The 24,499-nt window shown below is 70.1% G+C and carries 25 protein-coding genes; 16 read left to right on the forward strand and 9 right to left on the reverse strand.

From position 1 onward, the window contains the following. Positions 1–347: 347 nt before the first annotated feature. Together VO99_RS02755 and VO99_RS02760 are read right to left on the reverse strand one after the other, a co-directional pair. Positions 348–1,142, reverse strand: a complete 795-nt coding sequence (locus tag VO99_RS02755) for a competence protein CoiA (protein ID WP_046111288.1) — start codon at positions 1,140–1,142, stop codon at positions 348–350. A gap of 150 nt (positions 1,143–1,292) precedes the next feature. After that, positions 1,293–1,568, reverse strand: a complete 276-nt coding sequence (locus tag VO99_RS02760; RefSeq protein WP_052736047.1) for a LysR family transcriptional regulator — start codon at positions 1,566–1,568, stop codon at positions 1,293–1,295. Between VO99_RS02760 and VO99_RS02765 the strand changes: the two genes are divergently transcribed. After that, positions 1,561–1,878 (forward strand): hypothetical protein, encoded by a 318-nt coding sequence (locus tag VO99_RS02765; protein WP_157039410.1) that lies wholly within the window; start codon positions 1,561–1,563, stop codon positions 1,876–1,878. The two genes, VO99_RS02760 and VO99_RS02765, sit on opposite strands and share 8 nt — an antisense overlap. Here VO99_RS02765 and VO99_RS02770 read toward each other — a convergent pair. Both VO99_RS02770 and VO99_RS02775 read right to left on the reverse strand, forming a co-directional pair. After that, the gene (locus tag VO99_RS02770; RefSeq protein ID WP_046111290.1) at positions 1,842–2,036 is read right to left on the reverse strand and encodes a YqaE/Pmp3 family membrane protein; all 195 of its coding nucleotides are present in this window, start codon (positions 2,034–2,036) and stop codon (positions 1,842–1,844) included. The two genes, VO99_RS02765 and VO99_RS02770, sit on opposite strands and share 37 nt — an antisense overlap. Before the next feature lie 36 nt (positions 2,037–2,072). Further along, positions 2,073–4,682 (reverse strand): excinuclease ABC subunit UvrA, encoded by a 2,610-nt coding sequence (locus VO99_RS02775; RefSeq protein ID WP_157039411.1) that lies wholly within the window; start codon positions 4,680–4,682, stop codon positions 2,073–2,075. 257 nt (positions 4,683–4,939) lie between these two features. Between VO99_RS02775 and VO99_RS02780 the strand changes: the two genes are divergently transcribed. Together VO99_RS02780 and secD are read left to right on the forward strand one after the other, a co-directional pair. Beyond that, entirely contained in the window at positions 4,940–5,317 is a 378-nt protein-coding gene (locus VO99_RS02780; protein WP_046111291.1) for a hypothetical protein, read from the forward strand. An 89-nt stretch (positions 5,318–5,406) separates the two neighbouring features. Then, on the forward strand, positions 5,407–7,920 hold the full coding sequence (gene secD / locus VO99_RS02785) for a protein translocase subunit SecD (protein WP_046111292.1): 2,514 nt from the start codon (positions 5,407–5,409) through the stop codon (positions 7,918–7,920). On the opposite strand, the gene VO99_RS30065 is transcribed toward secD, so the two are convergent. Then, complete coding sequence (locus tag VO99_RS30065) at positions 7,921–8,151, reverse strand: hypothetical protein (RefSeq protein ID WP_157039412.1); 231 nt, start codon at positions 8,149–8,151, stop codon at positions 7,921–7,923. Between the two features lie 75 nt (positions 8,152–8,226). On the opposite strand from VO99_RS30065, the gene VO99_RS30070 reads away from it, so the two are divergent. After that, positions 8,227–8,592 carry a c-type cytochrome gene (locus tag VO99_RS30070; protein ID WP_046111294.1) on the forward strand — a complete coding sequence of 122 codons (366 nt, stop codon included), beginning with the start codon at positions 8,227–8,229 and terminating at the stop codon, positions 8,590–8,592. Next, a complete protein-coding gene (locus tag VO99_RS02800) occupies positions 8,589–9,851 on the forward strand; it encodes an NAD(P)/FAD-dependent oxidoreductase (protein WP_046111295.1) in 1,263 nt (420 codons plus the stop codon). The genes VO99_RS30070 and VO99_RS02800 overlap by 4 nt, the downstream gene beginning before the upstream one ends. Before the next feature lie 3 nt (positions 9,852–9,854). Here VO99_RS02800 and VO99_RS02805 read toward each other — a convergent pair whose 3' ends face one another. Then, on the reverse strand, positions 9,855–10,625 hold the full coding sequence (locus tag VO99_RS02805; RefSeq protein WP_046111296.1) for a FadR/GntR family transcriptional regulator: 771 nt from the start codon (positions 10,623–10,625) through the stop codon (positions 9,855–9,857). A gap of 171 nt (positions 10,626–10,796) precedes the next feature. Between VO99_RS02805 and VO99_RS02810 the strand changes: the two genes are divergently transcribed. From VO99_RS02810 to VO99_RS02820, 3 genes are read left to right on the forward strand one after another with little or no spacing between them, the layout of a single operon-like run. After that, positions 10,797–12,233, forward strand: a complete 1,437-nt coding sequence (locus tag VO99_RS02810) for an aldehyde dehydrogenase family protein (protein WP_046111297.1) — start codon at positions 10,797–10,799, stop codon at positions 12,231–12,233. A 19-nt stretch (positions 12,234–12,252) separates the two neighbouring features. Then, the gene (locus tag VO99_RS02815; protein ID WP_046111298.1) at positions 12,253–13,014 is read left to right on the forward strand and encodes an SDR family oxidoreductase; all 762 of its coding nucleotides are present in this window, start codon (positions 12,253–12,255) and stop codon (positions 13,012–13,014) included. 24 nt (positions 13,015–13,038) lie between these two features. Then, positions 13,039–14,133: a TRAP transporter substrate-binding protein gene (locus VO99_RS02820; protein ID WP_046111299.1), complete on the forward strand. Its 1,095-nt coding sequence runs from the start codon at positions 13,039–13,041 to the stop codon at positions 14,131–14,133. 9 nt (positions 14,134–14,142) lie between these two features. Here VO99_RS02820 and VO99_RS02825 read toward each other — a convergent pair whose 3' ends face one another. Further along, on the reverse strand, positions 14,143–14,361 hold the full coding sequence (locus tag VO99_RS02825) for a YMGG-like glycine zipper-containing protein (protein WP_046111300.1): 219 nt from the start codon (positions 14,359–14,361) through the stop codon (positions 14,143–14,145). Positions 14,362–14,503: 142 nt separating this feature from the next. Here VO99_RS02825 and VO99_RS02830 point away from each other — a divergent pair, with 142 nt between their 5' ends. After that, positions 14,504–15,316 carry a DUF2189 domain-containing protein gene (locus VO99_RS02830; RefSeq protein WP_083440313.1) on the forward strand — a complete coding sequence of 271 codons (813 nt, stop codon included), beginning with the start codon at positions 14,504–14,506 and terminating at the stop codon, positions 15,314–15,316. A 1-nt stretch (position 15,317) separates the two neighbouring features. Beyond that, on the forward strand, positions 15,318–15,533 hold the full coding sequence (locus VO99_RS02835) for a DUF2788 domain-containing protein (protein ID WP_046111302.1): 216 nt from the start codon (positions 15,318–15,320) through the stop codon (positions 15,531–15,533). A 34-nt stretch (positions 15,534–15,567) separates the two neighbouring features. Here VO99_RS02835 and VO99_RS02840 read toward each other — a convergent pair whose 3' ends face one another. Then, positions 15,568–17,409, reverse strand: coding sequence for an ATP-dependent nuclease (locus tag VO99_RS02840; RefSeq protein WP_046111303.1), 1,842 nt, complete (start codon positions 17,407–17,409; stop codon positions 15,568–15,570). A gap of 346 nt (positions 17,410–17,755) precedes the next feature. Here VO99_RS02840 and VO99_RS02845 point away from each other — a divergent pair, with 346 nt between their 5' ends. Genes VO99_RS02845 through rbsD form a run of 6 tightly spaced genes read left to right on the forward strand, consistent with a single transcriptional unit; the run spans position 17,756 to position 23,649 of the window. Continuing rightward, on the forward strand, positions 17,756–18,748 hold the full coding sequence (locus tag VO99_RS02845; protein ID WP_046111304.1) for a sugar ABC transporter substrate-binding protein: 993 nt from the start codon (positions 17,756–17,758) through the stop codon (positions 18,746–18,748). A 20-nt stretch (positions 18,749–18,768) separates the two neighbouring features. After that, positions 18,769–20,307 (forward strand): sugar ABC transporter ATP-binding protein, encoded by a 1,539-nt coding sequence (locus tag VO99_RS02850; RefSeq protein WP_046111305.1) that lies wholly within the window; start codon positions 18,769–18,771, stop codon positions 20,305–20,307. Further along, positions 20,304–21,284: an ABC transporter permease gene (locus VO99_RS02855; protein WP_046111306.1), complete on the forward strand. Its 981-nt coding sequence runs from the start codon at positions 20,304–20,306 to the stop codon at positions 21,282–21,284. The genes VO99_RS02850 and VO99_RS02855 overlap by 4 nt, the downstream gene beginning before the upstream one ends. A 21-nt stretch (positions 21,285–21,305) precedes the next feature. Further along, positions 21,306–22,316, forward strand: coding sequence for a LacI family DNA-binding transcriptional regulator (locus VO99_RS02860; RefSeq protein ID WP_046111307.1), 1,011 nt, complete (start codon positions 21,306–21,308; stop codon positions 22,314–22,316). Beyond that, the gene (rbsK, locus tag VO99_RS02865) at positions 22,313–23,245 is read left to right on the forward strand and encodes a ribokinase (RefSeq protein WP_046111308.1); all 933 of its coding nucleotides are present in this window, start codon (positions 22,313–22,315) and stop codon (positions 23,243–23,245) included. Before VO99_RS02860 ends, rbsK begins: the two co-directional genes overlap by 4 nt. Then, positions 23,242–23,649: a D-ribose pyranase gene (gene rbsD, locus VO99_RS02870; protein ID WP_046111309.1), complete on the forward strand. Its 408-nt coding sequence runs from the start codon at positions 23,242–23,244 to the stop codon at positions 23,647–23,649. Before rbsK ends, rbsD begins: the two co-directional genes overlap by 4 nt. A gap of 29 nt (positions 23,650–23,678) precedes the next feature. Here the strand turns inward: rbsD and VO99_RS02875 are convergent, their stop codons facing one another. Then, the gene (locus VO99_RS02875) at positions 23,679–23,966 is read right to left on the reverse strand and encodes an HPF/RaiA family ribosome-associated protein (RefSeq protein ID WP_310733641.1); all 288 of its coding nucleotides are present in this window, start codon (positions 23,964–23,966) and stop codon (positions 23,679–23,681) included. Between the last annotated feature and the right edge of the window lie 533 nt (positions 23,967–24,499).

Genomic DNA, 24,499 nt, shown 5'->3' on the forward strand with positions numbered 1-24,499 from the left:
AGGTGAACCGTGCAGGCACTGGCCTGCCGGAACACGTTGCTTGGCGGGGTCGACGCCCGCAGTCAGCATCGCCACGGGCTGTACCTTTGGATTCGGGCGCCTGGACGCTGCAGGCGCCGCACCACCGCCGCCCGGCGGCAGATGTCCATGACGACCCCACGCCCCCCACCGTCTTCGCGCTCCCGCTGCTCATGTGCTGCGCTTCTCTGGCCCTGGCCGCTGATCCGAAGGACCGGCGCATCGAATAGCCGGCCGCGGCCGACACGCCGGCCTCGCTCACGCTGATCGCACGCGAAGGCAAGGTCGGCCGCGACGGCCCGTTCTACGACGACTACCGCCCGCAGCTGCTAGACAGGTGACTCGCCCGGCTTCCACCATGCCGGCTGGCAGTCCACGTACAGGCTGCACTGCGGCACCTGCACCGTGCCGCCCGACCACTCACGCCGCACCACCGGCCGGAAGCCCCGGCTGATCGCCACCCGCTCGCCGTGGTTGGGCGAGCGGTAGCGTTTGGAGCGGCGCACCTGGCCGCCCACCGTCAAGGGCTGGCCCTGGGCGTCGCGCGTGGTGTAGGCCGGCGTGTGCAGCCAGTGCGGTTCGAAATGCACCGGCTGCAGTTCGTCGTCCTGGGTCCAGTAGTACACCCGGCCGCCGTACGTGGCATGGCACCAGCGCTCCCAGGCGCGCGGGCTGTAGGGGCTGAAGCCGATCTCCTCGCCGGCCAGCGCCACCCACAGCACATGCACCCGCTGCGCGTGGTAGGCGAGGGTGCGGCGTTCCAGCACGTCCAGCGGCAGTTCGCTGCGCTGGATCTCGATGGCCACCGGCACGCCGCGGATCATCGCGAACACGTCGGCCACGTTGCTGCCGATGTCCTTCTCCAGCTCGACGCCGGCCACGTCCGCGGTGGCCTGCAGCGCGGTGAAGATGGCCTGCTTGCATTCACGGTGCTGGGTGCTTTCGCCCAGGCTGCGCACGCAGTCGCCGGGCTCGGCTTGGTGGCGGAAGTGGTGCACGCGGATAGCCCCCTTGACCAGCAGCGCCGGCTGGCCGCAGCCCGCACAGCGGAACGGCCCGTGCACCCGATGACTGTGGCCGGCCTGTACCTTGCGGCCGTCGGCTTGGCGGAGGGCGGTGAGCATGGGGTCTTGAACGGTTGCACAAGGGCGACGTGGTCGATTTTGAACCATACGCCAGCGCCTCATTCCGCGGCCATGGCCATGGCCGACCTTGAACGTGAAGCCGACCAGGAAGCTGGTGGCGGCACACCACGCCCGCGTGCGCTGCAGGCTTCACGCCTCAACGTAGAACGGTGTCAACAGCCAGTCTATCCAGCACCGCGCGCACGCGCTCAGGCAACAGGCAAGCGTGCCGGCCGTGCCTTGCGCACAGGCCGGCTGCACGGCCAGGGCGTCGAAGTCGACCAGCAGTTGCCGGCATCGCTCGGACAGCAGCGTGCCGTCCACGGTCAGGCGAACGGTTCTCGTCGTGCGCTGGAACAGCCGCACCTGCCATGCCTGCTCCAGCCGGGCGACCGACTTGGCGACGGTGGACGGCGCGATGCCCATGTCCCACGTGTGCGCCTGGCCCTTGTCGGTGACGCACCCGCTGGTCGGACAGCGATTCGCGGGCGCGCAGGCGGGGCGGGCCCTCGCTTGGTTCAACCTGCTGCTGTTCGCGGGTGTGTTCTTCTGGCAATGGGGCTTTGGTCTCGTGATTGCCTGGCTGCAGCCTGTGCTGGGGGTGGCCGATGCCTACCGGTTGGCGATGCTCATGCTGGCGTTGCTGTCGGCCCTGGGCTACCTCGTCTTCATGTCGAGATCCGGGCCGGGGTCGCGCTCTCAGCCCCGCCGGCCCAGCGCCTTCTCGATCTTCTGATCGGTCTTGTACTGGCTCAGCGCATACACCGCCCAGATGGTGGCAGGCAGCCAGCCGATCAGCGTGACCTGCAGGACCAGGCAGATCACGCCGGCAATGGGCCGGCCGATGGTGAAGAAGGTGAGCCAGGGCAGTAGGAGGGCGATCAGCAGGCGCATGGACGTGTTTGTGCAATGAAGGGGTGATGCCCCATCTTAAGCACCGCCCACCAGCGGCCGCAGGTAGGGCCCGGTGCGGCTGCCCTCGGCCTTCGCCACCGCGGCCGGCGTGCCGGCGGCCACGATGCGCCCGCCCTGGTCGCCGCCGCCCGGGCCCATGTCGATCACCCAGTCGCAACCCGCCACCACGCGCAGGTCATGCTCCACCAGCACCACGGTGTTGCCGGCTTCCACCAGCTGCTGCAGCTGGGCCATCAGCCGGTCGACGTCGGCCGGATGCAGGCCGGTGGTGGGTTCGTCCAGCACATACAGCGCATCGCCGCGCTGGGCCCGCTGCAGCTCGGTGGCCAGCTTGATGCGCTGCGCCTCGCCGCCCGACAGCTCGGTGGCGGGCTGGCCCAGCCGCAGGTAACCCAGACCGATGTCCCGCAGCAGCGCCAGCGGACGGGCCACCGCGGCATCCTCGGCGAAGAAGTCCAGCGCTTCCTCCACCGTCATCGCCAGCACCTCGGCGATGTTGCGGCCGCGCAGCGTCACCTGCAACGTGGCCTCGTTGAAGCGCTGGCCGTGGCAGGTGGGGCAGGGCGCGTACACGCTGGGCATGAACAGCAGCTCCACCGAGACGAAGCCCTCGCCCTCGCAGGTGGTGCAGCGGCCCTTGGCCACGTTGAAGGAGAAGCGGCCGGCGTCGTAGTGCCGCCGGCGCGCGGCCGGCGTGGCCGCGAACAGCTTGCGCACCGCATCGAACAGGCCGGTGTAGGTCGCCAGGTTGGAACGCGGCGTGCGGCCGATGGGCTTCTGGTCGACCTGCACCAGGCGCTTGATGCGCTTCAAAGCGGCTGCGTCGACACGGCCCTCGGCCCGCACCGCCACCTCGGCCTGCAGTGGATCGGGGTCCTCGTCCGCGGGCGGCACGGCCGGCTCGCCGCCCAGGTGCGCCTGCACCAGGCCCACCAGCGCCTGCGTCACCAGGCTGGACTTGCCGGAGCCGGACACGCCGGTCACCGCCGTCAACGCACCCAGCGGGAAGCTTGCCGCCACGTTGCGCAGGTTGTTCAGCGTCACGCCCTGCAGCGCCAGCCAGTCCGCCGGCGCGCGCGGCGTGCGCCGCACTGCGGCTTCTTCGGCGAAGAGGTAGCGCGCGGTGTGCGACGCGGCCACCTGCCTCAGGCCCTGGGGCGGCCCGCTGTACAGCACCTGGCCGCCGCGTTCGCCGGCGTCCGGGCCCACGTCCACCAGCCAATCGGCGCGGCGCATCATGCCCAGGTCGTGCTCCACCACGAAGATGGAATTGCCGGACTGCTTGAGCTGCTCAAGCGCCGACATCAGCGCCTCGTTGTCGGCCGGGTGCAGGCCGGCGGAGGGCTCGTCCAGCACGTACACCACGCCGAACAGGTTGGAGCGGATCTGCGTGGCCAGCCGCAGCCGCTGCAGCTCGCCGGGGGACAGGCCCGGCGTTGCCCGGTCCAGCGACAGGTAGCCCAGGCCCAGCTGCTGCAGCGTGCGGATGCGCGACAGCAGCTCGGCAGCGATGCGCTGCGCGGCGATGCGCTTTTCCTCCGACAGGTTGGGCGTGCGCCGCGCGTCGTTGGCCGCCGCATGGGCCGAGCCGCCAGCGGCCACGCGGCGTGCGGTGTCGGCGCGGGCGGCCTCGCGGCTGAGCACCGGGTTGCGCCGCGGCGCCTCGGTCTTGAACTCGCCGCGGGCCGCGGGCGCCAACGCCTCGGCCACGCCATCCAGCGGCATCTGCTGCAGCGCGCCGATGTCCAGCCCGGCGAAGGTGACCGACAGCGACTCGGGCTTGAGCCGCTTGCCGTGGCACAGCGGGCAGGGGCTGGCCCGCATGTAGCGGGCGGCGCGACGCTTCATCAGCGCGCTGTGGGAATGGCTGAAGGTGTGCAGCACATGCTTGCGCGCGCCGATGAAGGTGCCCTGGTAGCTGGGCTCCAGCTTGCGGCGCAGGGCCTCGCGCGTCTGCGCGGGCGTGAGGCCGGCGTACACCGGCACCGTGGGCTGCTCGTCGGTGAAGAGGATCCAGTCGCGTGTCTCGCGCGGCAGGTCGCGCCAGGGCACGTCGACGTCGTGGCCCATCGTCACCAGGATGTCGCGTAGGTTCTGGCCCTGCCAGGCCGTGGGCCACGCGGCCACCGCGCGCTCGCGGATGGTGAGCGAATCGTCCGGCACCATGGTGCGCTCGCTCACCTCGAACACGCGGCCGACGCCGTGGCACTCGGGGCAGGCGCCTTGCGGCGTGTTGGGCGAGAAGTCTTCGGCGTAGAGCATCGGCTGCCCGGGCGGGTAGCTGCCGGCGCGCGAATACAGCAGCCGCAGCGAGCTCGACAAGGTGGTGACGCTGCCCACCGACGAGCGTGCATTGGGCGTGCCGCGCTGCTGCTGCAGCGAGACCGCGGGCGGCAGGCCATCGATGCTGTCCACGTCCGGCACGCCCACCTGGTCGATCAGCCGCCGCGCATAGGGCGAGACCGACTCGAAATAACGCCGCTGCGCCTCGGCGTAGAGGGTGCCGAAGGCCAGCGACGACTTGCCCGAGCCCGACACGCCGGTGAACACCACCAGCGCATCACGCGGGATGTCGACGTCCACGTCCTTCAGGTTGTGTTCACGCGCGCCACGCACGCGGACCATGGCGGCTGCGGCGTGCGGTGGCGGGGGTGGCAAGGAATCTGGTTGCAAGCGGGCGGTCCCATGAAGCGGCAGCGTGTAGTGGGCAATCATCGGGCCGCCCATCCAGTAATTGACATAATCTTGATTGTGGCAGCAGAACCATCCCGACGACACGCGCTCCAAGCGCCTCCGATGCCATCGCCTACAGTCCCGGCGTGAACCGCCCGCACCAATCCCTTCATGCCCCGGCGCCGGCCGCCGCATGGCTGCGTGCGGCGATGTTCGTGCTGCTGGCGTGGCTGGGCGTCCTGTGCGCAGGCCTGGGCGCCAGTGTCGGTCTGGCGTCGCACACACTGGCGGGCAAGCTGTCGGCGCATGTGCAGCCCATGCAGCGGCCGACCAGCGCCTCCGGGGCGTCGCAGGTCACGCGTTCGGCGCGTCGGCACGATACCGCGCAGGTTGCCGCAATGCGGTTGCCGGACGCGCGCTGGACCCACGCCGTGCTGGATGCCGGCATGGACGCGCTGCCCTCGGCCGTCTTCCGCCTGCCGGTGCTGGCGCAGCAGGCCGCCCAGCCGCCGCCGGTCACCGGGCCGCCGCGGTCGCGGCAACCCGCGCGCGCGCACCGCAGCCGCGCACCGCCTTCGCTGGCCTGACGACCCGCGCGCACCGCTGCGCGCGAACTTCGCCTTCCTGAAGCCGGCGTGCCCGGGCCCTGGCCCGCGTGCGCCCGTCAAAGCCATCGATGAAAAACTCACCCTCCCTGGTGGCCCTGTACCTGGCCATCATCCTTGCCGGCCTGCTGTTGGCCTTGCCCAACGTGCTGCCCGCCTCCCTGCTGGAGCGCTGGCCCGCCTTCCTCCCGCAAAACACAGTGGCCCTGGGCCTGGACCTGCGCGGCGGCTCCCACCTCGTGCTGGAAGTGGACGGCAGCGAGCTGCGCCGCGAGCGCCTGCGCACCCTGGGCGAAGACGCCCGCCGCCTGCTGCGCGAAGCCGACATCCCTTGGCGCAGCGTGGAGCCGGCCGAACGGGGCGTGGCCATCACCTTGCGCTCGGCGGCGCAGCAAGACCGTGCGCTGGAACTCATGCGCACGCTGTCGCAACCCGTCGGCGCAGCGCGGCAGGACCTGGCAGTGTCGCGCCGTGGCGGCGACGCCGTCGACGTGCTGCTCACCGAGGAGGGCCTGCACCAGTCGGTCGGCCGCGCCGTGGAGCAGAGCCTCGAAGTGATCCGCCAGCGGGTGGACCAGGTGGGCGTGGCCGAGCCCACCATCCAGCGCATCGGCGCCGACCGCATCCTGGTGCAGTTGCCCGGCCTGCAGGACCCGGCGCAGCTGCGCGCCCTGCTGGGCTCCACCGCCAAGATGAGCTTCCATCTGCTGGGCGACGGAAACGGCAACGGCATTGACGGCGTGCGCACCCTGCGCGATGCCCAGGGCAACAGCTACCCGGTGAACCTGCGGGTGGAGCTGGGCGGCGACCGTCTCTCCGACGCCAGCGCCGGCTTCGATCCCGAGACCCGCGAGCCGGTGGTCAACTTCCGCTTCGACCGCACCGGCGCGCGTGAATTCGCGGCCATCACGCAGGCCAACGTGGGCCGGGCCTTCGCCATCGTGCTGGATGGCCAGGTGCTGAGCGCGCCGGTCATCCGCGAGCCCATCACCGGCGGCTCGGGCCAGATCTCCGGCAGCTTCACGGTGCAGGAGGCCACCACGCTGTCGGCGCTGCTGCGCGCCGGCGCCCTGCCCGCCAAGCTCACGGTGATCGAGGAGCGCAGCGTGGGCGCCGACCTGGGTGCGGACGTGATCGAGCGTGGCGTGCAGGCCGGCATCGGTGCCTTCGTGCTGGTGTGCCTGTTCCTCTTCCTGCTGTATGGCGGCTGGGGCCTGGTGGCCAACGTGGCGCTGTCGCTCAACGTGGTGCTCACCGTGGCCGGCATGAGCCTGCTGGGGGCCACGCTCACCCTGCCCGGCATTGCCGGCATCGTGCTGGGCATCGGGCTGGCGGTGGATGCCAACGTGCTGATCAACGAGCGCATCCGGGAGGAGACCCTGCGCGGCCGGCCCGCGCTGGCCGCCATCGACGCCGGTTTCCGGCGGGCCTACGCCACCATCATGGACAGCAACGTCACCGCGCTGATCGCCACGGTGCTGCTGTTCTGGTTCGGCTCCGGTCCGGTGCGCGGCTTTGCGGTGACCATGGCGCTGGGCATCGTCATCTCGATGTTCACCGCGGTGTCGGTGGTCAAGGTGATGATGCTGTCCATCGCCCGCCGCCGGCGGCTGAAGACCCTGCAGATCCGGCCGCTGCTGGGCTTTCGCCCGGTGCCCGACGGCACGCGCTTCGACTTCATGAAGACCCGCTTCATCGGCTTCGGACTGGCGGCGGCGATGGTGCTGGGCTCGTTGCTGCTGCTGCTGCGGCCGGGGCTGGATTTCGGCATCGACTTCCGCGGCGGCATCCAGGTGGAAGTGGCCACCAGCGCCCCGGCCGACCTGTCGCGCTACCGCGCGCAGCTCGACGGGCTGGGCCTGGGCGAGGTTTCGCTGCAGACGATGGACGGTGAAGGCCGGCTGCTGGTGCGGCTGGAGCAGCAACCCGGCGGCGAAGCCCGCCAGACCGAGGCGGTGGAGCGGCTGAAGACCGCGGTGCAGGCGATCGACCCCGGGGCCCGCTTCGAGCGCACCGAGGTGGTCGGCCCCAAGGTCAGCGGCGAGCTGGCCACCGCCGGCGTGCTGGCCGTCATCCTCGCCAGCATCGCGATGCTCATCTACATCTGGGTGCGCTTCGAGTGGCCGTTCGCGGTGGGCGCGATCCTGACGCTGGTGCTGGACGTGGTGCTGACGCTGGGCCTGTTCGCATGGACGGGGCTGGACTTCAGCCTCACCGCCATCGCCGCGCTGCTGACGCTGGTGGGCTATTCGGTCAACGACAAGGTGGTGGTGTACGACCGCATGCGGGAAAACCTGCGCGCGCGGCGCGAGCTGCCGCTGCGCGAGGCCATCAACCTGTCGATCAACCAGACGCTCACGCGCAGCCTCTACACCTCCGTCACCGCCTTCCTGGCGGTGCTGCCGCTGGCGCTGTGGGGTGGCGCGGCGGTGGCCAGCTTCGCGGTGCCGATGGCCTTCGGCATCGTGATCGCGGCGGCCACGTCGGTGTTCATCGCGGCGCCCATCCTGCTGCTGCTGGGCGACTGGCGCGGCCGTCGGGGCAAGGCGATGTTTGCGGCCGCCGCGCCGGCACCGGCGCTTTAGTCAGGCGTGGGCGGCCTCCAGCCCCACCAGCGGCTGGTAGGCCGCCGTCTCCATGTTCATGCTGCGCACGAACGACGCCGGATCAACGTCCTGCCTGTGGTAGCGGCAGCTGCGCTGGCTGACGCCATGCCAGCCGAGATCGTCGCTGGCGCACAGGATCTCGCCCGGCACCCACACCGGCAATTCGGCATGGCCGATGACGGGCGGGCGGGCGGGGGCAGACGATGTCAATGCGGGTTGGCCCCGGCAGCGGCGCGGCCGGCCGCGGGCGCGGCAAGCAGTAAGCTGGACCGAAGGAAGTCAACCATGTCGCCATCGGCCGCTGCACCGTTTGTCTACCGGCTTCGTCGCACCGCGGCGGGGCTGCTGCTGGCGGCGGCCGCCGTGGCGGTGCAGGCGCAGCCCGCCCCGGCAGCTGACGCATCGCGCATCGCACTGCACGCGCTGGCCGCCACCTGCGCCAACTGCCACGGCAGCGAAGGCCGCCCGGCCGACGCAGCAATGCCGCCGCTGGCCGGGCTGCCGCAGGCCTTCGTGGTGGCGCAGATGCGGGCCTTCCGCAGCGGCGAGCGACCGGCCACGGTGATGCACCAGATCGCCCGCGGCTACACCGAGGCGCAGGTGCAGGCCCTGGCCGGCTACTTCGCCAGCCTGCCGGGGCCGGCGCGGTGAGGCGACGCAGCTTCATCGCCGGCGGCGCGCTGGTGGCCGGCGTGGGCTGCGCCGGCGTGGCGCCGCGGGCACCGGCACGGGTGGTGGTGATCGGTGGCGGCTTTGGCGGCGCCACCGCGGCGCGCTACATCCGGCTGCTGTCGGAAGGGCACGTGCAGGTCACGCTGGTGGAGCCGCAGGCGGCCTTCGTCTCCTGCCCAGTGTCCAACCTGGTGGTAGGTGGGCTGAAGACGCTGGCCGACATCACCCTGCCCTACGACACCCTGGTGCGGCGCCATGGCGTGCAGTGGCTGCGCGACAGCGCCGTGGCCATCGACGTCGATCGCCGCAGCGTGCAGCTGGCCGGCGGCCAGCGCATCGGCTACGACCGGCTGGTGCTGTCGCCCGGCGTGCAGCTGATGCATGAGCGCATCGAGGGCCTGCCGCAGGCGCATGCCGAAGGACGCGTGCTGCATGCCTGGAAGGCCGGGCCCGAGACCGCCGCGCTGCACCGGCAGCTGCAGGCCCTGCCCGATGGCGGCGTGTTTGCCATCACCGTGCCGCTGGCGCCCTACCGCTGCCCGCCCGGGCCCTATGAACGGGCCAGCCTGGTGGCCGACTGGCTGCGGCTGCACAAGCCACGCGCCAAGGTGCTGGTGCTGGACGCCAACGACGACGTGGTGTCCAAGCCCGCGCTGTTCAAGCAGGCCTGGGCCGAGCTGCATGCGGGCCGCCTGGAGTACCGGCCGCAGCATGCGCTGGCCGGCGTGGACGCGGCGCGCGGCCTGCTGCGCTTCGAGGTGCAGGCCGACGTGCGGGCCGACGTGCTCAACGTGCTGCCGCCAATGCGGGCCGGCGACATCGCGGTGGCCAGCGGGCTGGCCACGGTGAACGGCCGCTGGTGCCCGGTGCACTGGCGCAGCTTCGAGTCGGTGCATGCGACCGGCGTGCATGTGCTGGGCGATGCGGTGCAGGCCGCGGCGCAGATGCCCAAGTCGGGCCACATGGCCAACAACCATGCCAAGGTGGCCGCGGCCGCCATCGTCGCCGAGCTGGCCGGCCTGCCGCCGCCGGCCGAGCCGATGCTGACCAACACCTGCTACAGCCTGGTGAGCGCGACCGAGGCCATCCACGTGGCCAGCGTGCACCGCTACGACGCGGCCTCGCAAACCTTCAACGTGGTGCTGGGCTCGGGCGGCGTGTCGGCCATGCGCTCGGCGCAGGAAGCGCGGCTGGCCGAAGCCTGGGCGCGCAACACCTGGGCCGACATGCTGGGCTGACGCTCAGATCGACGGCTCCAGCGCCAGCATGCGCACCCGCGCGTTCTCGACATGGGCACGCATGCAGCGGCGGGCGCCCTCGGCGTCCTGCGCCTCGATCAGCGCATACAGCGCGCGGTGCTCGTCCAGCGCCTCCTGCGTGCGGCGCCAGGGCTTCATGTGGGCCAGGTGGCGCCACAGGTTCACCGCGCGGCTCACGTCGTACTCCAGCATCTTGAGCACGCCCACCAGCCGCGGGTTGGCGGTGGCCTGGGCGATGGCCTCGTGGAAGCCGTAGTCGAAGTGGTGCGCCACGTCGCCGCGCGCATGCGCCTGCTCGAAGCCGTCGAGCATCTGCCGCATGCGGGCCAGGTCGGGCGGCTGGCGGCGCAGTGCGGCCAGCGCGGCGCATTCGGGCTCCACCATCAGCCGCAGCTCGATGCCATGCAGGATGTGGCTCAGGTCGGCCGCCGTGCTGCGCGCTGACTGGCTGGCCGAGGCCGCCGCAGCCGGCTGCGTGGCCACGTAGCTGCCCGAGCCGCGCACCGACTGCACCAGCCGTTCCGCACGCAGCCGGTCCAGCGCCTGTCGCACCACCGGGCGCGAGACCTGGAAGGCCTCGGCCAGCGCCAGCTCCGACGGCAGCCGGGCGCCCGCGGCCAGCTGGCCGGTCATGATCGAGTGGAACAGGCTGTCGTACACCCGTTCGGCAAAGCGCTCGTTGCGCAGCGGGCGCACGGGTGCCACCGCCGGGCCGCTGGCGTGCGCATCGTCGGAAGCTTCGTGTCGAGACATGGCTGCAGGGGATGCAAAAGCTGTCTGCCAGGCTGACAGCATGCGGTGCGGACTGGGCCCGGTCGCTCAGGGAATCCACCGAGCAAAAGCAGTCAATCGCACTGACAACTTGCCCGGGCCCGAACCTATGATGGCCCGCACCCCCATGAAGAACACACGCAGGAGACCAGCGTGAAGCAGCACTTCATCGACAACCGCGCGGTGGCGCCTTCCAGCGGCGAGCGCATCCCGGTGCTCGATCCCTCCGACGGCCAGCCCTTCGAGGAACTGGCCCGCGGCAATGCGGCCGACATCGACCTGGCGGTGCAGGCTGCCCGCCGCGCCTACGACGTCGGCCCCTGGGGCCGCATGCCCGCGGCAGAACGCGGCCGGTTGCTGCAGCGACTGTCGGCCAGGCTGGCCGACCATGCCGAGGAACTGGCCGCCCTCGAGGCCCGCGACTGCGGCAAGCCGCTCAAGCAGGCCCGCGCCGATGCGGCGGCCATCGCCCGCTACTTCGAGTTCTATGCCGGCGCAGCCGACAAGCTGCATGGCGAAACCCTGCCCTACCAGGCCGGCTACACCGTGCTGACGCTGCGCGAGCCGCACGGCGTCACCGGCCACATCGTGCCCTGGAACTATCCGCTGCAGATCTTCGGCCGCAGCGTGGGCGGCTCCCTGGCTGCGGGCAATGCCTGCGTGGTCAAGCCGGCGGAAGATGCCTGCCTGTCGCTGCTGCGCGTGGCCGAGCTGGCGGCCGAGGTGGGCTTGCCGCCGGGCGTGCTGAACATCGTCACCGGTTATGGCCATGAGGCGGGCGACGCACTGGTGCGGCATCCGGGCATCGACCATGTGTCCTTCACCGGCTCGCCCGCCATCGGTCAGGTGGTGGTGCGGGCCGCTGCCGAGCACCACACGCCGGTGACGCTGGAGCTGGGCGGCAAGTCGCCGCAGATCGTGTTCGACGATGCGGACGTGGACAGGATGCTGCCGGTGGTGATCAATGCCATCGTGCAGAACGCCGGCCAGACCTGCTCCGCCGGCAGCCGGCTGCTGGTGCAGCGCAAGTTGTATGGACAAGTGCTGGAACGCCTGGGCGAGGCCTTCGGCCGCCTGCGCGTGGGCAGCGCCACCATGGACCTGGACTGCGGGCCGCTGATCCGCCGCAGCCAGCTGCAGCGCGTGGCCGGCTTCATCGACGAGGCGCGTGCGGACGGCCTGCCGATCGTGGCCCAGGGCCGCATCGAGCCCGGCGTGCCGGCCGGCGGTTTCTACCAGGTGCCCACGCTGCTGCGCGACGTGCCGCCCGGCCACCGGCTGGCGCAGCAGGAGGTGTTCGGCCCGGTGCTGGCCGCCCTGCCCTTCGACACCGAAGACGACGCGGTGCGCATCGCCAACGGCACGCCCTACGGCCTGGTGGCCAGCGTATGGACCCGCGACGGCGGCCGCCAGCTGCGCATGGCGCGGCGGGTGCGGGCCGGCCAGGTGTTCGTCAACAACTACGGCGCCGGCGGCGGCGTGGAGCTGCCCTTCGGCGGCGTGAAGGCCAGCGGCCATGGCCGCGAGAAGGGCTTCGAGGCGCTGTATGCCTTCACCGTGCTCAAGACGGTGGCCATCCAACATGACTAGACAAGCAGGAGACCAGCGAATGCGTGTGCAGGGCAAGTCCATCATCGTCACCGGTTCGGGCGGTGGCATCGGCGAAGGCATCGCGCGGCGCCTGGCCGCCGAGGGCGGGCGCGTGGTGGTCAACGACGTGAACGAGGCGGCCGGCCGCCGGGTGTGCGAGGCCATCGTGGCCGAAGGCGGCAGCGCCACCTTCGTGAAGGCCGACGTCACGAAGACGGCAGAGATGCAGGCGCTGGTGGCCGCCGCGGTGCAGGCCTTCGGCCGGCTCGACGTGATGGTGAACAACGCCGGCTGGACGCACCGCAACCGGCCGATGCTGGAAGTGAGCGAGGAAGAGTTCGACAGGCTCTACGCCATCAACGTCAAGAGCATCTACCTCTCCGCGCTGCATGCGGTGCCGGTGATGCGCAGCCAAGGCGGCGGCAGCATCATCAACATCGCCTCCACCGCCGGCGTGCGGCCGCGGCCCGGCCTGACCTGGTACAACGGATCGAAGGGCGCGGTGATCACCACCAGCAAGTCGATGGCGGCCGAGCTGGGCCCGGACAACATCCGGGTCAACTGCATCAACCCGGTGTTCAACCCCGATACCGCGCTGTCGGCGGAGTTTGCCGGCGGCCCGGTGGACGAGGCCCGACGCGCCAGGTTCCTGGCCACCATCCCGCTCGGGCGCTTCAGCACCGCGCTGGATGTGGCCAATGCCGCGCTGTACCTGGCCAGCGACGAGGCCTCGTTCATCTCGGGCGTGTGCATCGAGGTCGATGGCGCCCGCTGCGTCTAGTCCAACAACACAGGAGACCCCCGCATGCAACGCAGGAAGTTCATCACCCGCAGCGCCCTCGGCGCCACCACCGCCGCCACCCTGGCCGCACCGGCGCTGGCCCAGGGCCAGCACCCCGAGATCCGCTGGCGCCTGGCCAGCAGCTATCCGAAGACGCTGGACACCATCTACGGTGCGGTGGACCTCGCCGTCAAGCGCGTGGCCGAGCTGACCGACGGCCGCTTCAGGATCAGCCTGCACGGCGCCGGCGAGCTGGTGCCGCCGCTGCAGGTGCTGGACGCGGTGATGGACGGCACCGTGGAAGCCGGCCACAGCGCCAGCTACTTCTACATCGGCCGCGACCCCGCCTTCGGCTTCGGCACGGCGATGCCCTTCGGCCTGAACACCCGCGGCCAGAACGCCTGGCTGTACGAGGGCGGCGGCAACGACGTGCTCAACGAGTTCTATGCCGGCTTCGGCCTGTACCACCTGCCCATCGGCAACACTGGCGCCCAGATGGCCGGCTGGTACCGCAAGGAGATCAAGACGGTCGACGACCTCAAGGGCCTGAAGTTCCGCATCGGCGGGCTGGGCGGCATGGTGCTGTCCAAGCTGGGCGTGGTGCCGCAGCAGCTGGCCGCGGGCGACCTCTACCCGTCACTGGAAAAAGGCGTGATCGACGCGGCCGAGTTCGTGGGCCCTTACGACGACGAGAAACTGGGCCTGCACAAGGTGGCCAAGTTCTACTACTACCCGGGCTGGTGGGAGGGCTCGGCCACGCTGCCGCTGTTCATCAACCAGAAGGCCTGGGCGGCGCTGCCCGCTGCCTACCAGGCGGCGGTGAAGGCGGCCTCGGCCGAGGCCAACCAGTGGAGCACCGCGAAGTACGACATCGGCAACCCGGCGGCGCTCAAGCGGCTGGTCAGCGGCGGTGCGCAGCTGCGCGCCTTTCCGAAGCCGGTGATGGATGCAAGCTTCACCGCGGCCGGGCAGCTCTACCAGGAGCTGGCCGAGAAGAGCCCGGCCTTCCGCAAGATCCACGCGCACTGGTCTAAGTTCAGGGACGAACAGCTGCTGTGGCAGCAGTTCTGCGAGCAGCCGTTCGACACCTACATGGCCAGCACGCGCCGGCGGTCCTAGCCTGCGCGATCAGCTGCAGCGGCCGCCGGCGCCCAGCACGCCACCCACCACCGCACCGCCCACGGTGCCGGCGGTGCTGCCGCCGCTGAGCACCGAGCCGGCGACGCCGCCTACGCCGGCGCCCACAGCGGTGCCCTTCTGGCAGTCGCTCATGCTGGAGCAGCCAGTGGCCAAGGCCGCCGTCACCAGGCCAGCCACCAGGATCGCGCCACGTTGAAGGGTGTTCATGCAGGTCTCCTTGAAAGTGATGCAGGGAGCTTAGGAGCGCCCGCGCGCGAGGGCCAGAAGCACACGCCGCAGTGCCGTGTAAGACAGTCCCCACACCGGTTGGCTTTGGCATGACGCGCATCAAGCCCGCCCCGGCCGCTGCATGCCAGCATGGCGGATGACCCGACCGCTCGCGCCCCGCGCCCTCCAAGACTCCCGACGCCTGGGCGTGCGCCCGGTGCCGGTCCTGCAACCGTTGCGCTGGCTGGCATTGGGCTGGCGCGACCTTCGACGCTGCCCCCTGCCCGGCCTGCTGCACGGGCTGGCGCTGGCCGTCTTCGGCATTGTGCTGGCCCTGGTGGCACACCGGCACTTCTGGCTGCTCACCGGGGCCTTCACCGGCTTCCTGCTGGTGGGTCCGCTACTGGCCACGGGCCTGTATGCCATCAGCCGCGCGCTGGAGCATGGCGAGCCCGCCGCCCTGGCCACGGCCATGCGCGCCTGGTATCCCGACGACGGCCGGCTGGTGGTGTTCGGCGTGCTGCTGGCCTTTGCCGGCACCGGCTGGGTGGTCACCTCCGCCGGGCTGATCACCGGGCTGTCGCCGCATCCGATCGACAACCCGATGGACTTCCTGCGCCATGTGGTGCTGGCAGAGCACGGCCATGTGTTCGAGGCCTGGGTCGCGCTGGGCGCGTTGCTGGCCGCGCCGGTCTTCGCCTCCAGCGTGGTGGCCATGCCGCTGCTGCTGGACCGCCGCGTGGGCGTGCTCGGCGCGGTGCTCACCAGCTGGCGGGTGGTGCTGGAGAACCCGGTGCCAATGGCCCTGTGGGCGGTGCTGCTGACCGCACTGACGGTGCTGGGCATGCTGCCGCTGCTGCTGGGGCTGGTGTTCGTCGCGCCCTGGCTGGCACATGCCAGCTGGCATGCCTATCGGGACCTGGTGGTGCCCGCCGGCTCCGTGGAGCACGCCTGACATGTTCGGCTACAGCGAAGAGCAGTTCGCATGGTTCGGCATGACCTTCGGCCTCGGCGCCTTCATGCTCTACATGGTGTTCATCATCCTGAACCTGGCCCGCGAATCCAAGGCCGGCCGCTTTGGTACCTTCGTGCTGCTGCTGGGGCTCGGCCTGGGGCTGGTGGGCTTCGCGGCCAAGGGGGTGATCAAGTTCTTCCTGTCGGGCATCGAGTGAAGCCGCGCCACCGTCAATCTCCGGCTGCCGGCTGTCAGTCAGAGTTCGAATTGGCTTCTGCACCCATAGCGACCAGCATGGCAGTTTGCCTGCGCTGAGCACTCTTGAAGAGTGCCGCCACCAGGTCCAGCTTTTCCGGCACTTCTTTTTCCGCCGATGCGGACAGATCCGCAAGAGGGACCAGGCGATGCAGTTCGCCTTTGGTGAGCAACATGGCGCCGCCCTGCCGTTGCGCAAGTCTTCGGAAGAATTCTTCCGCGACTGCACTCAGTTTGCGGTGCTCGGTTTTTGCTTCCCAGATGACACGAGCAGCGTCGGACGCAGCCCCGCGCCAAGCGCGATGATCTTCGGCTTGCCCATCGAATACAAGGCTGATCAACACTTCATCCAGCACCTCGGTGATGAGCGCATGAACCTGCGCCGCGAAGAGGTCTTCGGATGGATATCTGGAACGCGCAAACCGTTCAAGAAGGTCTGGAACGACGAAGTAGTTTTCCGCTTCATACCGCCTCCAGTAACGCAGCTTCAATGCGCCGTAATCGCGATCAGGCCGATTTCGCCCATCGTTGTCAAGGATGCCGAGCCCCTCAAGATCAGGCAAGAGATTGCGTAATCCGTTGAAGTGGTCCAACGGGGTAATACCAAATCCACCTTCCACCCGCTCCAGTTCCGCGTCGAAGTCCTGCAGCGGGAAATTATTCTGGACATAGAAGGTGTTGATGCGCTCGTCCCAAACCTGAGCAGCCTCGTGATTCAGGCGGGTGGCCAGTGCACGAAGCATATCCACATCGGTGCCGCCCTCCGCGTAGAGCACATACCCGCGCTGGCGCGCCTTGACGTAGTGCTCAGCGCCGAAGTGCTTCAGGCTGTTCCGAATATCGTCCTTTCTGGCCAGATCGTCTGCGCGACCTTCGAGAAGCAACGTCAGGTTCTTGTCCAGCGCCTCGTCCAGAATTACTTCGGAGTGCGTGACCATCACAACCTGTGAGCCGTTCTCGCTGGCAATATCGCGGAGCAAGACATACACCTGCTTCTGACGCAGTATCTCCAGGTGCGCATCCGGCTCGTCAACAAGCAACACGCTGCGCTTGTGCGAGAACAAATAGGCAAACACCAGCAGCATCTGCAGCATGCCGCGGCCGGCCGAGGAGATGTCGAGTGCTTCCTTCACGCTATCTTGGCGATATGCCAGTGTGATGCTGCCACGTGACGTTTCCTCGGGGGCACCCAAGTCCACCTTGAAAAGGCGCCGCATCAGATCGACGATGCGCTGCCAATCACCAACCGATGTCCGCGCCACAGCCAGGCAGAGGTTGCGAAGCACGTCTGCTGTTCTGCCCTGACCCAACAGCACGTCGACCCGCCCCGGCTGCAGAATGGGCTCCTCCGTATCAAGCCCCGACATCGGGTAAAGCAACTCGACTCGCAGGGAGGATGCATAAGCCAGCAGCTTCAAATTGCCCATGACGGAGGGGTCCGGAGTGCAATAAACCAGTTCGTCGCCTTGGTTTCTGAACCGCATGGTCAACGGGTGCACGTGGCCCTCGAATTCAACGCCCACCGTGATGTTCAGTGCAATGTCCTTGCTTCCTTTGCGCACCTGCGTGTTGTGCCAAAAGAAGCGCGTGCGGGTCACAGGGACGGCAACGATGCTCAGGCGGTTGAGCGACGTCGCCGTGCGTTCCTTCGCGGATGATTCTCTGCGCACGTCATACCAGGTTCTCACCGCCTGAGACCAAAGCGCCATGGCCTGGATCGCGCTGGTTTTGCCGCAGTTGTTCGGACCTATGAGGACGGCAGGATGGTCAAGCTCAATTCGTTGCCTTGCACCGAAGCGCTTGAAATTCTCGATCTCTATGTAGTGCAGAAGGCGCATGGCGAATTAGGTGCAGGCAGCATGCGTGCTGCTGTCTGTGGCTTGATTGGCGCGCCCGCTGCGAGCCCGCCGCCATGTGATGGTAACGAGGGGCCCGCCATTTCCCGGGGGCCGCCGGTTCACGGAGGCTGCTGCAGCGCGCAACACCGCGGCGTCAGGCGTTCCTGCGCTCCATGGCGCCGCCGCCCTGCTCCCGGTTCAACGCCTAGATGCATCAGGGAAAACGACGAGCATCCAGAAGCGCGCAAACGTTTGCGCAAACGTTTGCGCGTACTAGACTGCACGCCGCCGGCCGACCAGGCGCACGACAGTACGGCACCGCTCATCCCGACTCAGGAGACAAGACATGACCTCACGCATTCCGTCCGCTGCTGCTTCCCTCTTCACCCGCCGCCGCTGCGCGCAGGTGTTCGGCGCCTCCGCGGCGCTGGTGCTGTCGGCCGCGCTGCTGCCGGCCGCCCACGCCGCCGACAAGCCCAAGGTCGCGCTGGTGATGAAGTCGCTGGCCAACGAGTTCTTCCTGACCATGGAGCAAGGCGCCAAGGCCCACCAGAAGGAAAACTCGGGCAAGTACACCCTGGTGGCCAACGGCATCAAGGACGAGACCGACACCGCCGCGCAGATCCGCATGGTCGAGCAGATGGTGGCGCAGAAGGTCGATGCGCTGGTGATTGCGCCGGCCGACAGCAAGGCCCTGGTGCCGGCCATCAAGAACGCCATCGACAAGGGCGTGCTGGTGGTCAACATCGACAACCGCTTCGATGCCGCCGCGCTGAAGGAAAAGGGCATCAAGGTGCCCTTCGTCGGCCCCGACAACCGTGCCGGCGCCAAGCTGGTGGGCGATGCGCTGGCCAAGACGCTGAAGTCCGGCGACAAGGTGGGCATCATCGAAGGCGTGTCCACCACCTTCAATGCGCAGCAGCGCACGCTGGGCTACCAGGACGCGATGAAGGCCGCGGGCATCACCGTGGTGGGCGTGCAGTCGGGCCAGTGGGAGATCGACAAGGGCAACACCGTGGCCGCCGGCATGATGCGCGAGCACCCCGACCTGAAGGCCCTGCTCGCCGGCAACGACAGCATGGCCCTGGGCGCCGTGGCCGCCGTCAAGGCCGCCGGCAAGACCGGCAAGGTGGCCGTGGTGGGCTACGACAACATCAGCGCGATCAAGCCGATGCTGAAGGACGGCCGGGTGCTCGCCACCGCCGACCAGTACGCCGCCAAGCAGGCCGTGTTCGGCATCGAGACCGCGCTCAAGGCCCTGGCCGACAAGACACCGCAGGCCCAGATGCCCGAAGAGGTGAAGACCGACGTGGTGCTGGTCACCAAGGACAGCAAGTAAGCCGCGAAGGCACGCAGGCCATGGAGCGCACGCCGCTGCTGGTGCTGGAAGGCATCGGCAAGGACTACGCCGCCACCGTGCTGGACGGCGTCAGCCTCTCGCTGCAGCGCGGCGAGGTGCTGGCGCTCACCGGCGAGAACGGTGCCGGCAAGAGCACGCTGTCGAAGATCGTCTGCGGGCTGGTCGATCCCACCCGCGGGCGGATGACGCTCGACGGCCAGCCCTACGCACCCGCCTCGCGCCGCGATGCCGAGCGGCACGGCGTGCGCATGGTGCTGCAGGAGCTGGGCCTGGTGCCCACGCTCACCGTGGCCGAGAACCTGCTGCTGGGCGCGATGCCGCACACCGCCGGCTGGTTGAAGCTCGGCGAGATGGCCCGGCGTGCGCGCTTGCAGCTGGCCCGCATCGGCCTGGACGACCTCGACCCGTGGACGCCGGTCTCGCGCCTGGGCATCGGCCACCAGCAGATGGTGGAGATCGCGCGCAACCTGCACGACGACACCCGCGTGCTGATGCTGGACGAACCCACCGCGATGCTCACCCCGCGCGAGACCGACCGCCTGTTCGAGCAGGTGGCGCAGCTGGTGGCCGCGGGCGTGTCCATCGTCTATGTGTCGCACCGGCTGGAAGAGCTGCAGCGCATCGCCCACCGGGTGGCGGTGCTGCGCGACGGCCGGCTGGTGGACGTGCTGCCGATGCCCGGCCTGCGCGAGGAGGATCTGGTCGAACGCATGATCGGCCGCACGCTGGTCGAGGACAGCGGCCGCGGCCGCCGACCGGCCGGCCCGGTGCGGCTGCGGGTGCAGGGCCTGGCGCGCGGCAAGGTGGTGCAGCCCACCAGCCTGGAATTGCGCGGCGGCGAGATCCTGGGCCTGGCTGGCCTGGTGGGCTCGGGCCGCACCGAACTGCTGCGCCTGATCTACGGCGCCGACAAGGCCGATGCCGGCAGCGTCGAGCTGCTGCCCATCGACGGCGGCGCGCCGCGCACCTGGCGCACGCCGGTGCAGGCGGTGAAGGCCGGCGTGGGCCTGGTCAGCGAGGATCGCAAGGCCGAAGGCCTGCTGCTGCCGCAGTCGATCCGCGTCAACACCACGCTGAGCGACCTGGGCGCGGTGTCCCGCCGCGGCTGGCTCAAGCCGGCGCTGGAAGGCAGCCGCGTGCGCCAGCTGGTGCAGATGCTGCGCGTGCGTTCCAGCAGCGAAGAGCAGCCGGTGGCATCGCTCAGCGGCGGCAACCAGCAGAAGGTGATCTTCGCCCGCTGGCTGCACCGCAACTGCGAGGTGCTGTTGCTGGACGAACCCACCCGCGGCGTGGACATCGGCGCCCGCGCCGACCTGTATAGCCAACTCGAACGCATGGCCGCCGAGGGCCGCGCGCTACTGGTGGTGTCCAGCGACCTGCGCGAGCTGATGGCGCTGTGCGACCGCATCGGCGTGATGAGCGGCGGCCGCCTGGTGCGCAGCTTCGAGCGCGGCGAATGGACCGAACAATCCCTGCTGGCGGCGGCCTTCTCGGCCGCTGCGCCGGCCGATGAAGCAATGAGCAGCGAGCCCGCATGAGCAGCACCCCCCTGACGACCTCCCCCACCCGCGCCGGCGCGCTGCGCAGCGAGCTGGCCACCTACCTCGGCCTGGCCGTGGTGCTGGTGGCCATGGTGGCGCTGTTCGGCACGCTGAGCGACTACTTCTTCAGCACCGAGACCTTCATCGCCATCGTCAACGAGATTCCCGCGCTGGCGGTGATGGCGGTGGGCATGACCTTCGTGCTGATCGTCGCCGGCATCGACCTGTCGGTGGGCTCGGTGCTGGCGCTGAGCGCCGCGCTGTGCGCCACCGCCATCCTGCAGTGGGGCTGGAGCGTGCCGGCCGCCTCGTTGCTGGGCCTGGGTGCGGGCATGCTGGCCGGCACCATCCTGGGCTCCGTCTCGGTGGCCTTCCGGCTGCCCTCCTTCATCGTGTCGCTGGGCATGCTGGAGGTGGTGCGCGGCGGCGCCTACCTGGTCACCGATTCGCGCACGCAGTACGTGGGCGAGCGCATCTCCTGGCTGGCGCAGCCGTGGCTGGGCAATGTGTCGGCGGCCTTCGTCATCGCGGTGGCGCTGGTGATCGTGGGGCAGCTGGTGCTGAGCCGCACGGTGTTCGGCCGCAGCGTGGTGGGCATCGGCACCAATGAGGAAGCCATGCGGCTGGCCGGCGTCGATCCGCGGCCGATCCGCATCGCGGTGTTCGCGCTCACCGGCCTGCTGGCCGGGCTGGCCGGGCTGATGCAGGCGGCGCGGCTGGAAGCGGCCGACCCGAATGCCGGCCAGGGCATCGAGCTGCGCGTGATCGCCGCGGTGGTGATCGGCGGCACCAGCCTGATGGGAGGCCGCGGCTCGGTGGTCACCACCTTCTTCGGCGTGCTGATCATCGCGGTGCTGGAAGCCGGCCTGGCCCAGGTGGGCGCCAGCGAGCCGAGCAAGCGCGTGGTCACCGGCTGCGTGATCGTGGCCGCGGTGATCGTGGACACGCTGCGGCAGCGCCGCCGCGGCGGCTGAAACTCCAACACCGGAACACCCATGGCCACCATCAAGGACGTCGCGCTGCGCGCCGGCGTGTCGGTCACCACCGTGTCGCATGTGGTCAACGGCACGCGGCATGTCAGTGCCGATGGGCGCGACCGTGTCGAGCAGGCCATCCGCGAGCTCGGCTACGTGCCCAGCGCGGTGGCGCGCAGCCTGAAGCGCAACACCACGCACACCCTGGGCATGGTCACGCCCAACAGCTCCAACCCCTACTTCGCCGAGATCGTTCGCGCGGTGGAAGACCGCTGCTTCGGCGCCGGCTACACCCTCATCCTGTGCAACACCGACGACGAGCCGCGCCGCCAGAGCATGGTGCTGCAGGTGCTGGCGCAGCGGCGCATCGACGGGCTGATCGTCGTCTCCTCCGGCGACGACGCCAGCCTGCCGGGCCTGCTGGCCGGGCTGGAGATGCCCACGGTGCTGCTGGACCGCGAGATCGACACCCTGCCCTGCGACCTGGTGGAAACCGCGCACATGAACGGCGCGCTGCTGGCCACCCGCCACCTGGCCACGCTGGGGCACCGGCGCATCGCCTGCATCGGCGGCCCGCGCGGCCTGGTGCCCAGCGAGCAGCGCATCGCCGGCTGGCGGCTGGCCCTGGCCGAGATGGGCGCCGCCACCGAGGCCGAGGCCGATGCGCTGCTGTGGCACGGCGACTTCACCAGCGAGAGCGGCTATGCCTGCATGCATGCGCTGCTGCGCCACACGCCGCGGCCCAGCGCGGTGTTCGTCGCCAACGACCTGATGGCCATCGGCGCGCTGTGCGCCGCGCACGAGTGCGGCATCGACGTGCCGGGCGACATCTCGGTGGTCGGCTTCGACGACATCGAGCTGGCCCGCTTCAGCAGCCCGCCGCTGACCACCGTGGCCCAGCCCAAGCAGCGCATCGCCGCGCTGGCGGTGGACATGCTGCTGGAACGCATCGAAGGCCGCCGCGCCGACACCCGCAAGGTGGTGCTGCAGCCCGAGCTGCGCGTGCGCGCTTCCAGCGGAGCCGCGCCATGACCGTCGACATCGTGGTGCTGGGCAGCCTGAACATGGACCTGCTGATGCGGGTGCCACGGGCGCCGCTGGCCGGCGAGACGCTGCTCGGTCGGTCGCTGCAGCACCTGCCTGGCGGCAAGGGCGGCAACCAGGCGGTGAGCTGCGCCCGCCAGGGCGCTCATGTGACCATGATCGCCCGCGTGGGCCGCGATGCCGATGGCGATGCCCTGTGCGCCGCGCTGGCGGCCGACGGCATCCGCCTCGACGCGGTGCAGCGCGATGCCACGCAGGCCACCGGCGTGGCGCTGGTGATGGTGGAGGACAGCGCGCAGAACCGCATCGTCGTGATCCCCGGCGCCAACCTGGCGGTGTCGCTGGACGAAGCGGCGTTCGCGGCGGCGCTGCAGGGCGCTGCCTGCTTCGTCACCCAGCTCGAATCGCCGCTGCCGGTGGTGCTCCGCGCCATCGCGCTGGCGCACGAGGCCGGCTGCCCGGTGGTGCTCAATCCGTCGCCGATGCAGCCGCTGCCCGACAGCGTGTGGCCGCAGGTGGCCACGCTGGTGGTCAACGAGGTGGAAGCCGCCGAATACACCGGCCTGCCGGTGGCCGATGCGGCCGGCGCGGTGGCCGCGGCGCGTGCGCTGATGCAGCGCGGCGTGGGCCGCGTGGTGGTCACGCTGGGTGCGCAGGGCGCCGTCAGCGTGGACGCCCGATCGGCCTGCCTGCATCCGTCGATGCCGGTGCAGGCGGTGGACACCACCGCGGCCGGCGACACCTTCACCGGCGCACTGGCCGTGGCCTTGGCGCAAGGCGCCAGCCTGCAGCAGGCGGCCGCCCGCGGTGTGCAGGCGGCGGCGCTGTGCGTCACCCGCGCCGGTGCCCAACCTTCGATTCCGCGGGCCGCCGAAGTGGATGCGATGCCCGCGCCTCCTGCCTGGACCGACCTATGAAACGCACCCTGCTGCTGCATGCCGAACTCTCGCGCGTCATCGCCTCCATGGGCCATGGCGACGCATTGGTGATCGGCGACGCCGGCCTGCCCATCCCCGACGCGCCGCAGTGCCCGGGCGGCCCGCAGCGCATCGACCTGGCCGTCAGCCGCGGCGTGCCGGCCTTCGACGAGGTGCTGGCCGCAGTGCTGTCGGAGCTGCAGGTGGAGCGGGCGCTCGTGGCCACCGAAGCCTGCGGCGCGGGCGGCGCCCTGCCCGCCTGGGTGGCGCCGGTCGACGCCAGCGTGCAGGCGGTGAGCCATGAGGACCTGAAGCTGGCCACCCGCGGCGCGCGCGCCGTGGTGCGCACCGGCGAATTCACGCCCTACCGCAACATCGTGCTGTACGCCGGCGTGGTGTTCTAGGCCCGCGCGGCCAGCACTGCGGGAGGCTCCTATCCTTCGGCCCGCGGCCGGGCGCGCTGCAGCCGCCGGAAGTCCTGGCCGCGGCGGGCCTGGCGCAGCAGGAAGCGTGCAGCCCGGGCCAGCGCCGCATCCAGCGCGCTGCGCCAGTCGGCGGCCACCGAGCTGACCACCAGCTCGCCCGCACCGTCCGTGCGCCAGGCCACCTGGCAGCGCTTGTCGATGCCGCCGCGCGGTCCGTTCACGTCCGACAAGGCCACCTGCACCCGCGGCACCCGCGCCTTCAGGCGCCGCAGCACGAAACGCAGCCGTCGCTCCACCAGGCCGCTCAGGCCATCGGCTTGCGGGTCGCGGGATTGGATGATGAGCCCGCACGGTAGGCCGCCGCACCCTTCGGACAAAGCAGTGTTTTGCCGAACGGGGCATCGAAGAAACGTGATGGCGGGCCGCGTGCCAACGCTCGTCCATCCCCGCGCTCCAGTCGTTCGGCCTGCCCGCCCAGCTCGCCCTGTACCCCAAGGCCGTACGTCGGCAATGTCCACACGCGAGGCCCGAGCCACTTGTAAGCTGAACGGCACTCACCTCATCAGAAGCTGTCCGGTCCCGTCAGAACCCGCCTGGGCGCTCACCGCATCCGCACCCCCTGGATGCTGGATGGGCAAGCCCTGAAACAGGCCGCTGCCCTCGGTGAAGGCCCACCGGGGGCCTTGCGCATGGCTCCAAATGACCATTGGCGCGCCATGCCGCCGTCGCTAGGATTTCTTACACGGTTGCAGTTGTTTGCGATCGGAAACTTTTTCAATAACTCGGCCCGCCCGAAGCAGGCGGTCCCCGGCAGTACGAGGGTGGCGGG

The organism is Aquincola tertiaricarbonis (assembly GCF_000969605.1).
Lineage (GTDB): Bacteria > Pseudomonadota > Gammaproteobacteria > Burkholderiales > Burkholderiaceae_C > Aquincola > Aquincola tertiaricarbonis.